Raw genomic sequence first — 2,041 nt, forward strand, 5'->3', positions numbered from 1 at the left:
AAACCTTCATCGAAGATCAAGGAAGACATCGCCAGACTGCAGGAGCAGCTCAAAGTCGCTGAAACGCGCGAGGCCGAACGGATCGGCCGGCTCGCGCTCAGGGCCGGTCTCGGAGAGATCGAGATCGACGATGTGAAGCTCGTCGAAGCCTTCGAGGATCTGGCGAAACGGTTTCGTGGCGGCAGCGACACCCGGAAACCACTTCCTGCGCAAAACCCGGCTGGCGCGTCTTCGGGCGCGAATAGCGAGGCTTGAGCGCATGCGGCAGGCAAGCCAGTCCGACGCGCGCAGGAAAGACACCCGCGAGAAAATCCAGCTTGGCGGTCTGATCGCCAAGGCGGGGCTTCGCTACGAGAAACGGGCGTTGCTGCTCGGATTGCTAATCGACGGCGCCAGCCGGATAGCAGCGAACGAAGCGGAGCGGGAACGGCTGACGGCGATCGGAGCGGAGGCGTTTTCCAGTGACCCTGAATAAGCTCCTCCTCGTGATCGCTCCGGTCGGCTCGATGATCGCTTTGTGTCTTGGGCTCACCGGCTCGGTATCGTGGTTGGCAAGGTTCGGCAATTCGCCGGAGGCACAACTGACGCTGGGGCAGATCGGCATCGCCCTGCCCTATGTTGTCGCCGCAGCCATAGGGATTGTCTTCCTCTTTGCAGCGCGCGGCGCCCTGGCGATCAAGTCAGCCGGTGTGGGTGTCCTGATCGGTGCGATCAGCGTGATCGCCCTTGCGGGAATGCGCGAAGTGACGCGCCTCAGCGGTTTCGCGGTTGCGGTCCCCGATGGTCACCGGTTGATCGAATATGCGGACCCGGCGACCGGCATCGGGGCGATGGTCTGCTTTGTCACCGGTATGTTCGCGCTACGGGTTGCTCTGCGCGGCGATGCCGCATTCGCAAGCATGAAGCCACGCCGTCTGACGGGCAAGCGCGCCATCCATGGATCGGCGGACTGGATGTCGCTCGGCGAGGCAAAACGGATGTTTGGCGAAGACGGCGGCATCGTCGTCGGCGAGGCCTATCGCGTCGACAAGGACAGCGTCGCGAGCCACACGTTCCGCGCCGATGACAAACAGTCCTGGGGCGCGGGTGGCAAGTCCCAGCTCCTGTGCTTCGACGCTTCCTTCGGATCGACGCACGGCTTGGTCTTCGCCGGTTCGGGCGGTTTCAAGACGACGTCGGTCACGATCCCCACAACGCTCAAATGGGGCGGCGGGCTGGTAGCGCTTGACCCATCCAACGAAGTCGCACCCATGGTCATCGAGCATCGGCGCAAGGCGGGCCGCGAGGTCTTTGTGCTCAGCCCGAAGGATGGGTCAGTCGGCTTCAACGTGCTCGACTGGATCGGCTGCTATGGCGGCACGAAGGAAGAGGATGTCGTCGCGGTGGCGAGCTGGGTCGTCACCGATGTCGGCAGGCAGACATCCATGCGGGACGACTTCTTCCGTGCTTCCGCCCTGCAGCTCATCACCGCGCTCATCGCCGACGTCTGCCTCTCGGGGCATACGGCAAAGGAAAACCAGACGCTGCGCCAGGTGCGCATGAATCTATCGGAGCCGGAACCGAAACTGCGCGAACGGCTGCAGACGATCCACGACAATTCCGAATCCGAATTCGTGCGCGAGAACGTGGCCGCGTTCGTCAACATGACGCCGGAAACCTTTTCCGGCGTCTATGCCAATGCGATCAAGGAAACGCACTGGCTGAGCTACCCGAACTATGCGGCGCTGGTGTCCGGATCGAGCCTTTCGACCGACGATTTGGCGAACGGCAAGACCGATATCTTCGTCAATCTCGACCTGAAAACACTCGAGGCCCATCCAGGCCTTGCGCGGACCATCATCGGCGCATTGCTCAATGCGATCTACAATCGGAATGGAGAAACGAAAGGCCGGACGCTGTTCCTTCTCGATGAGGTGGCGCGGCTCGGCTATCTGCGCATTCTGGAAACCGCGCGGGACGCCGGCCGCAAATATGGCATCAGCCTGCTCCTCCTCTTCCAGTCGATCGGGCAGATGCGCGAAACCTATGGCGGGCGGGACGC

General features: G+C 62.5%; 3 protein-coding genes. All 3 read left to right on the forward strand.

Going from position 1 to position 2,041, the window contains the following annotated elements:
• Positions 1-255: TraC family protein (locus tag LC343_RS24955; RefSeq protein ID WP_223479860.1), on the forward strand; the 255-nt coding region annotated here is incomplete at its 5' end.
• Between the two features lie 4 nt (positions 256-259).
• Entirely contained in the window at positions 260-475 is a 216-nt protein-coding gene (gene traD / locus LC343_RS24960; protein ID WP_223479861.1) for a type IV conjugative transfer system coupling protein TraD, read from the forward strand.
• Positions 462-2,041, forward strand: a 1,580-nt coding sequence (gene traG / locus LC343_RS24965; protein ID WP_223479862.1) for a Ti-type conjugative transfer system protein TraG, incomplete at its 3' end; no start/stop codon positions are given. The genes traD and traG, both read left to right, overlap by 14 nt.

The organism is Oricola indica, assembly GCF_019966595.1.
Classification (GTDB): domain Bacteria; phylum Pseudomonadota; class Alphaproteobacteria; order Rhizobiales; family Rhizobiaceae; genus Oricola; species Oricola indica.